This window comes from Myroides sp. N17-2 (assembly GCF_002286775.1).
In the GTDB taxonomy this organism is placed as follows: Bacteria; Bacteroidota; Bacteroidia; order Flavobacteriales; family Flavobacteriaceae; genus Flavobacterium.
This window is the reverse complement of sequence record NZ_NSGJ01000020.1, coordinates 79,038-86,757: the sequence shown is the minus strand read 5'-3', so window position 1 is coordinate 86,757 and position 7,720 is coordinate 79,038. Positions and strand designations below refer to the sequence as shown.

Genomic DNA, 7,720 nt, shown 5'->3' with positions numbered 1-7,720 from the left:
CTTCCTTCACTACCTTTTTAATGAATTCCTGATGATAGCGCTGTTTTACTTTTTTTTCTATTGACTTTTCCATTTCTTATGGGTATTTAAAACTGTACAGTTTTTTCAGGACGGGTCAGCTTTTACTTAGTAAAAACGTGACTTAATTGTTTGTTATACTATTTTTTGTAGTGCATTAGCTGTTGTTTCTTCAAAAATTAAATGAATAGTAATTTATAGTAAGAGGAACAACGTTCGTTTACCGTTTTCCTTTTTTATAGACTAATTATTTCCATTGTAAATCTTCTATATTTGTTGTAAATATTATAATTTATTACGCTAGCTTAATATTTATGGTTTTGAATTGGTATAAATTTGCACCTATGAGTTTATCAAAATCAAATGTTTTATTTATGGCAGCGGTTACGGGATTAATCGTTGCTAATTTATATTATTGTCAGCCCCTTATTCCTTTGATATCAGAGGAGTTTGGGGTGTCAGAGTCTTCAGCAGGTACTTTGACTTATTTGACACAAGCTGGTTATGCAGTAGGAATGTTTCTAATGATTCCATTAGGAGATATGTTAGAGCGTAAGAAGCAAATTATCATCACTACTATATTTGCTACTATAGCTTTAGCATTGACAGCAGTAGTTAAGGATTTCTTTTGGCTTCAGATTATCAGTTTCGTATTAGGAGCAACCTCTATCGTTCCACAGTTAGTATTGCCATTAGCGGCAAGTTTATCTTCTGATGAACAGCGGGGTAAGGTGATAGGTACTGTAGTCAGTGGATTGTTAATCGGAATCCTGTTTTCTCGTACAGTCAGTGGATTTGTTGGCGTATGGTTAGGTTGGAGAGGAATGTTCTGGATAGCAACAGGAGTTAGTGTCATCTTGGTTTTGATGATTCAATGGAGACTTCCTTATAATAAACCAACGTTTAATGGTAAGGTGATAGACCTGTATAAATCTTTATTTGTATTAATAAAGGAACAACCTATACTTAGAGAATCAACAGGTATCACAGCATTGGCATTCGCTCAGTTCGGTACGTTCTGGACTACGATGGTATTGTTATTACACAATAAACCTTTCGAATATGATTCTGCATTGATAGGGTCATTTGGTTTGATAGGAGCGTGTGGTGCTTTTGCCGCACCATTAGTAGGTAAGTTTGGCGGATCTAGTGGTTCGCGTAAGTTGATACTTTATGGCATAGTTATGACACTACTTAGTTTTGTCGTTTTTTACTTTTCGGCTACGTCAGTAGTTGGTTTGATTATAGGTATTGTGTTGATTGATTTGGGGTTACAGAATATTCACGTGTCTAATCAGACTCGTATTTACTCCTTATTACCAGAGGCACGTAACAGACTAAATACTGTCTATATGTCATTTAGTTTCTTAGGAACAGCTTTTGGCTCGGCTTTTGGATTATATTTGTGGAAGTTTTTTGGATGGAGTGGAGTATGTATAGGGGGAGCGTGTTTAGCATTGCTTTCTTTTATAGTATATCTCGCTGCTGAGAAAAAATCAGAAAAGTATAATTAGCCACAACAGGCTAAGTGAAGTTATTCAAAAACGATAAAATAATAGAACAATGGAAAACGGTATTTACGCTAAGTTCAACACATCAAAAGGAGCTATTTTAGTTAAGCTTACTGAGGAATTAACTCCTGGTACAGTAGGAAACTTCGTAGCTTTAGCAGAAGGTAATCTAGAAAATGATTCACGCCCACAAGGTAAACCTTACTATGATGGTCTTAAATTTCACAGAGTTATTCCTGACTTTATGATTCAAGGAGGTTGTCCATTAGGTCAAGGTTCTGGTGGTCCAGGTTATAAATTTGATGATGAGTTTCACCCAGCGTTAAGACATGATGGTCCTGGAGTATTATCTATGGCTAATGCAGGTCCTGGTACTAACGGATCTCAATTCTTTATTACGCACGTAGCTACACCTTGGTTAGACGGTAAACACACTGTTTTTGGTAAAGTTGTAGAAGGACAAGATATCGTAGATGCTATCGCTCAAGAAGATATTTTAGATGCAGTAGAAATTATCAGAGTAGGTGATGCAGCTGAGAAATGGAATGCTGTAGAGGCATTCAGAACTTTCGAAGGTTCAAGAACAAAAAGAGAAGCAGAAGCGAAAAAAGCTGCTTTAGCTGAAGTAGAAAAATTAGCTGCTGGGTTTGAAGAAACTGCAAGTGGATTAAGATATCAAATGATCGTTAACGGTACTGGTAAACAAGCAGAGAAAGGTAAAACAGTATCTGTACACTATAAAGGTGCTTTAGCTAACGGAACTGAGTTCGATAGTTCATACAAAAGAAAGAAACCAATCGAGTTCCCTTTAGGTATGGGGCATGTAATCGAAGGATGGGATGAAGGTATCGCTTTATTAAAAGTGGGTGACAAAGCAAGATTTGTTATTCCTTCTTACTTAGGATACGGTGAGTCTGGTGCAGGTGGAGTTATTCCTCCTAATGCAGTATTAGTATTCGACGTAGAATTAATGGACGTAAAATAATAATTATATAAAACTCTCAGTTTAATCGCTGAGAGTTTTTTTGTTTGTCAAATATTGCATTTATATGAAAGAGGATTTCTTAGCTTGTTTAGACCGTATTAGACCTTTTACTCATTATACTCCTATTATGGAGTCTGGTCATATAGAGAACTTTTTAGGTAGTGATTTATATTTTAAGTGTGAGAACTTTCAGCGTGCGGGAGCTTTTAAGATGAGGGGAGCTGTGAATGCTATTCTACAGTTAACTGATGCGCAAAAAGAAAAAGGAGTTGTAACACATTCTTCAGGTAATTTCGCCCAAGCATTAGCTTTAGCGGCTAAGTATATCGGTGTGAAGTGTTATATAGTAATGCCGCACGATGCGCCTGCTGTGAAGCGTAATGCTGTGATAGTGTATGGTGGGGAGATCATAGAATGTGCTCCTACATTAGACTCTAGACAACGTGTATGTAATCAGATCATTGAAGAGACTGGAGCAACATTTATACATCCATCTAATGATCTAAATGTTATTATGGGACAGGGAACTGCTACAATGGAACTTTTAGAGAAACAACCTGATTTAGATATTATTATCACTCCTGTAGGTGGAGGTGGACTTATCTCTGGTACTGCATTAGCAGCTAAAGCATTTGGAAAACCAACGATTGAAGTTATCGGAGGTGAACCACTGGAAGCTGATGATGCTTATCGTTCAATGCAAAGTGGACAAATAGAGTGTAATGAAACTACGGATACGATAGCTGATGGTCTGCGTACACAGTTAGGTGATATTACTTTCCCGATTATAAAGGATAATGTATCTTCTATCATTAGAGTACGTGAGAATGAAATAGTAAGTTCTATGAGATTGATATGGGAACGTATGAAGATTATCGTAGAACCGAGTAGTGCAGTAGCTCTTGCTGTATTGATAAAAGAGAGACCATCTTTCGCAGGTAAGAAAGTCGGTATTATATTATCAGGAGGTAATGTAGATTTAAATAATCTTCCTTTTGAATAAAATAAGGGTGTCACTAGATGGACACCCTTTTTGTTTTTTGTGTATTAGGTAATGCAGAACTTATATTTTATGCTGTGTTGCTTTCTTTTTGAATGTGGGTATCTTGATGTTTTTTCTACCAAAGTATAATCCCGCAACGATTAGTATTCCTCCTATTATCTGTATGTAACCAAGTACTTCTCCATCAAATAACCCCCAACAGAATGCTACTAAGGGCATAAGTAAAGAGACAGATGAAGCAAAGCTTGCATTGGTCTCGTGTATTAGTTTATAGTAGTAAATGTTGGCTAATGCACTTCCAAATAAGGCTAGTAAAAAGACAAAGCCCAATCCCTTCAATGCTTCAGGATGTTCGCCGATAGTTTGAAAAAAACCAGAAGAGATTAATACTATTAATGCTGGTATAAGAAGTACTAATTCAATAAATGCAGTCCAAACTAATGGAGGTATATTTCCCATGTATTTTTGAGTTAATAGACCACTGTATGCATACATTAGGGAGGCGATCACTAATAATAGGTGATAGAACCAATCACTAGATATCATACTGCCTGAATCAGGTGACTGTAATAATAATATAACTCCTATAAAAGAGAGGATGACTCCTGTTACTTCGCCTAAATGTGTTTTATATTTAAAGAATAAGACTCCAAGTACAATTACGAAAATGGACATTAAAGCGTTGAGTATCCCTGCGATAGAACTATCTAGATGTACTTCTGCTATGGGAAATAAAAACATGGGTATAAAGCTACCTACTACAGCTGTTAAGAATAACCAGTGAAATGTTTTCTTAGGAAGTTTGCCAATGTGCTTTAACGAGATAGGGAGTAAGAATAGCCCAGCGAATGTTATTCGAAGAGCACCTACTTGAATAGGTGTGAAGTACTCAAGACCTCGTTTGATCAAGATAAATGATGATCCCCAGATTAGTGAGAGTACAACAAGTGTAATCCAATGTTTAGGTTTTAGTTTCAAGATATGGGTATTAAAGGGCAAATATAAAAAAAGACCACAAGTTATTGTGGTCTTTTATATGAATGGAGCTTGTTATAGCTACTATTTTACTTTTCTAGTATCTAAGTTACCGAAGTACATATCTTGGAAACTTTTAATCACACCGTGATCGATACGTTTGTAGAATGTGTTAGGGTTAACTTCTTGTGTGTTTTCATATCCACAAGCTGCGATAAATTCTCCTAAAGCTTTCATTGTGTTTTTATGGAAGTTAGCTACACGCATTCTCTTATCAGTAACGTCTAATCCTTTGTATAAAGTTTCGTCTTGAGTAGCAATACCTACTGGACAGTGACCACTATCACATTGTAGAGCTTGGATACATCCTAAAGCGAACATCATACCACGCGCACTGTAACAAGCATCAGCTCCTAAAGCCATTGTTTTAGCGATGTCGAAAGCAGAAATAATACGTCCTGAAGCAAGTAATTTAACTTTATCTCTTAGTCCGTTTTCGATTAATGCTTTATTGGCGAATACTAAGGCATCATTTAATGCCATACCCATATAATCAATAAACTCTAATGGAGCAGCACCTGTTCCTCCTTCAGCACCATCAATAGTGATAAAGTCAGGATAGATATTTGTTTCCACCATCGCTTTAACGATATCTATAAACTCATCCTTTTTACCAATACAGATTTTAAAACCGATAGGTTTACCATTAGATAACTTTCTCAACTTAGCGATGAAGTGTACTAATTCTGTAGGATTAGAGAATGCAGAGTGACTAGATGGAGAGTGTACAGTAGTGTGAGGTGTAATACTACGGATTTTAGAAATCTCTACAGTATTCTTCTCAGCTGGTAAAAGACCTCCGTGACCAGGTTTAGCCCCTTGAGATAATTTAAGCTCAATCATCTTAACTTCTGGATAGTTAGAACGCTCTTCGAATAAAGTATCGTCAAAGAAACCTTTCTCATTACGACATCCGAAGTATCCTGTACCTACTTGCCAAATGATATCTCCTCCTGAACGGTGGTATTGACTAATTCCACCTTCTCCTGTATTGTGTGCGAAACCACCTATCTTAGCTCCTTCGTTTAAAGCAGTAATTGCTTTTTTACTTAAAGCACCATAACTCATTGCACTAATGTTATAAACACTTGCACTGTATGGTTGACTACATAAGTCACTACCGATAGTAGTTCTAAAATTTGTATCTGATATATGTTTAGGGTATACTGAGTGAGAAGCCCATTCGTAACCGATACGGTTAGGGTCATCTTGCATACCGAAAGAAACAGTTTGTTTCTCGTTTTTTGCTCTTTGGTAAACGATAGAACGCTCACGTCTATTAAATGGTTTTCCGTCTAATTCACCTTCCCAGAAGTACTGACGCATCTCAGGTCTGATAGCTTCAAACATGTATCTGAATCTTGCGAAAATTGGGTAGTTTTTACGGATTGTATGTTTATTTTGTAATTTATCTACTACAGCAAGTGTTACAAGAAAACCTGAAATAATGATATTTACGATACTTGAAATCGATTGGTTACAGAAAATGAACGCAGCAATAGAGCAAATAAGGTAAAGAAAAACGATAGCAACCGTTAATTGTCCAAATGTAAACCGGTTTAAAAATTTTTTGTGAAACATAAAATAGAATTTTAATGCAATCTTTTGTTGTTTAGTTTGTAATAGATTTGTCTGTTTAATTTTTGTTCTAAATCAATAGATGTTTATTGGTTTAAGTCTAGTGTTTTGTTAGTCTCAAATCAATCAATATCTTATGAAATTTACGGAGCAAAGGTAGCAAAGATTTTGAATTTACCTCATTTTTGCAATTATAATTTTCGGAATATAAAGCCATCAAAATGTCAAATTGATAATTATATACTCTTTTGATAATAGTGCTTTGATAATATGTTATTTATCCTTTGATAATCTATGTTTAATTCAGTTTTACAACACTTGTTTTAGTATTGTTTTTATGCTGTGAACTATACACACTTTGTTTTCCTGATACGATGTAGGCTATAAAACATGCTAGCGCAAGTAAAATAGCATATTCTATGCCAAAAAGCTCTATTCCCATAAATGTACAAGCAATAGGTGTTTTAGTCGCTCCTGCAAACACTGCTACAAATCCTAGTGCAGCCATTAAACTTACTGGTAAACCTAAGTAAACAGATATGAAACTACCTAATGTAGCACCTATAAAGAATAGGGGAGTTACTTCTCCTCCTTTAAAGCCTGCCCCTAGTGTTAAACTTGTGAATAATACTTTTAATAAGAAGACACTCCATCCCATCTGGTGTGTAAAGGAATTAACGATTACAGGTACTCCTAATCCTAGGTAATCTGTACTGCCTATCCATAATATTAGGATTATAAAGATGATTGCCCCTATAAATGGTCTTAGGGGTGGGTAGATGATAAAATTAGTAAATAGCTTATTCCAAAGTTTAGTACTATGTATGAATAGATAAGCTGTTAGCCCAAAGAGGATACCTGCAAAAGCGATACTTGCTAGTGTAGTTAAACTATATGACGGTAATGCATCTACTGTATAAATAGTGTGATTTACTCCCCAAGATAAGCATATATAGTGGCTGACATACGCTGTGACGACTACAGGTAGAATAGCTTTAGTATTGAATTTTTTGAACAACATTAGTTCGAATGCAAAGAATATACCGGCTATCGGAGTGCCGAATACTGATGCAAAACCAGCACTAACTCCCATTAGTAGTAGTATATTTCTATCCTGTGGGTCTAGTTTAAACAATTTAGTGAATTGATCAGCTATAGTACCTCCCATTTGTACAGCGGTACCTTCTCTTCCTGCAGATCCTCCAAATAGGTGAGTGGTTAGTGTACCAATAAGGACTAACGGAAACATCTTAAAAGGTATAGTTTTCTCTGGTGTATGGTATTCTTCTATGATAAGATTATTGCCTTTATTAGCATCTCCTCCATAGTAGTGATAAAGTAGACCGATGCCAAGTCCTCCGATTGGTAAGCCGTATAATAGGTAAGAATGATCTATTCTGATCTCTGTTACTAATTCTAATAAATAAAGGAATAGGGCAGATACACTACCTATGGCTGTACCTACAAGTATAGCGATAAATCCCCATCTTATAAATAGTGATAATAAGGTGCGTAAAGAGTGTTCTGTGGTAAAAGCTTCTTTGAAGTTGTTGTAATTAAATTGCATAGTCTATCATTTAGTAAATTACT

6 protein-coding genes are annotated in these 7,720 nt (G+C 35.8%); 3 read left to right on the top strand and 3 right to left on the bottom strand.

All coding sequences use genetic code 11. The features are described 5' to 3' along the window. The first annotated feature begins 362 nt into the window (after nucleotides 1–362). The 3 genes from CF599_RS10155 to CF599_RS10145 all read left to right on the top strand — a co-directional run bounded on the left by CF599_RS10155 (nucleotide 363) and on the right by CF599_RS10145 (nucleotide 3,517). Nucleotides 363–1,532: an MFS transporter gene (locus CF599_RS10155; RefSeq protein WP_121965924.1), complete on the top strand. Its 1,170-nt coding sequence runs from the start codon at nucleotides 363–365 to the stop codon at nucleotides 1,530–1,532. A gap of 49 nt (nucleotides 1,533–1,581) precedes the next feature. After that, nucleotides 1,582–2,514 carry a peptidylprolyl isomerase gene (locus tag CF599_RS10150; RefSeq protein ID WP_121965919.1) on the top strand — a complete coding sequence of 311 codons (933 nt, stop codon included), beginning with the start codon at nucleotides 1,582–1,584 and terminating at the stop codon, nucleotides 2,512–2,514. Nucleotides 2,515–2,578: 64 nt separating this feature from the next. Then, complete coding sequence (locus CF599_RS10145) at nucleotides 2,579–3,517, top strand: pyridoxal-phosphate dependent enzyme (RefSeq protein ID WP_121965918.1); 939 nt, start codon at nucleotides 2,579–2,581, stop codon at nucleotides 3,515–3,517. Between the two features lie 60 nt (nucleotides 3,518–3,577). Here CF599_RS10145 and CF599_RS10140 read toward each other — a convergent pair whose 3' ends face one another. From CF599_RS10140 to CF599_RS10130, 3 genes are all read right to left on the bottom strand, one after another. After that, nucleotides 3,578–4,495 carry a DMT family transporter gene (locus CF599_RS10140; RefSeq protein ID WP_121965917.1) on the bottom strand — a complete coding sequence of 306 codons (918 nt, stop codon included), beginning with the start codon at nucleotides 4,493–4,495 and terminating at the stop codon, nucleotides 3,578–3,580. Nucleotides 4,496–4,576: 81 nt separating this feature from the next. Continuing rightward, complete coding sequence (locus tag CF599_RS10135; RefSeq protein ID WP_121965916.1) at nucleotides 4,577–6,133, bottom strand: FMN-binding glutamate synthase family protein; 1,557 nt, start codon at nucleotides 6,131–6,133, stop codon at nucleotides 4,577–4,579. A gap of 295 nt (nucleotides 6,134–6,428) precedes the next feature. Beyond that, nucleotides 6,429–7,697 carry a chloride channel protein gene (locus tag CF599_RS10130; RefSeq protein WP_121965915.1) on the bottom strand — a complete coding sequence of 423 codons (1,269 nt, stop codon included), beginning with the start codon at nucleotides 7,695–7,697 and terminating at the stop codon, nucleotides 6,429–6,431. Nucleotides 7,698–7,720: the final 23 nt, after the last annotated feature.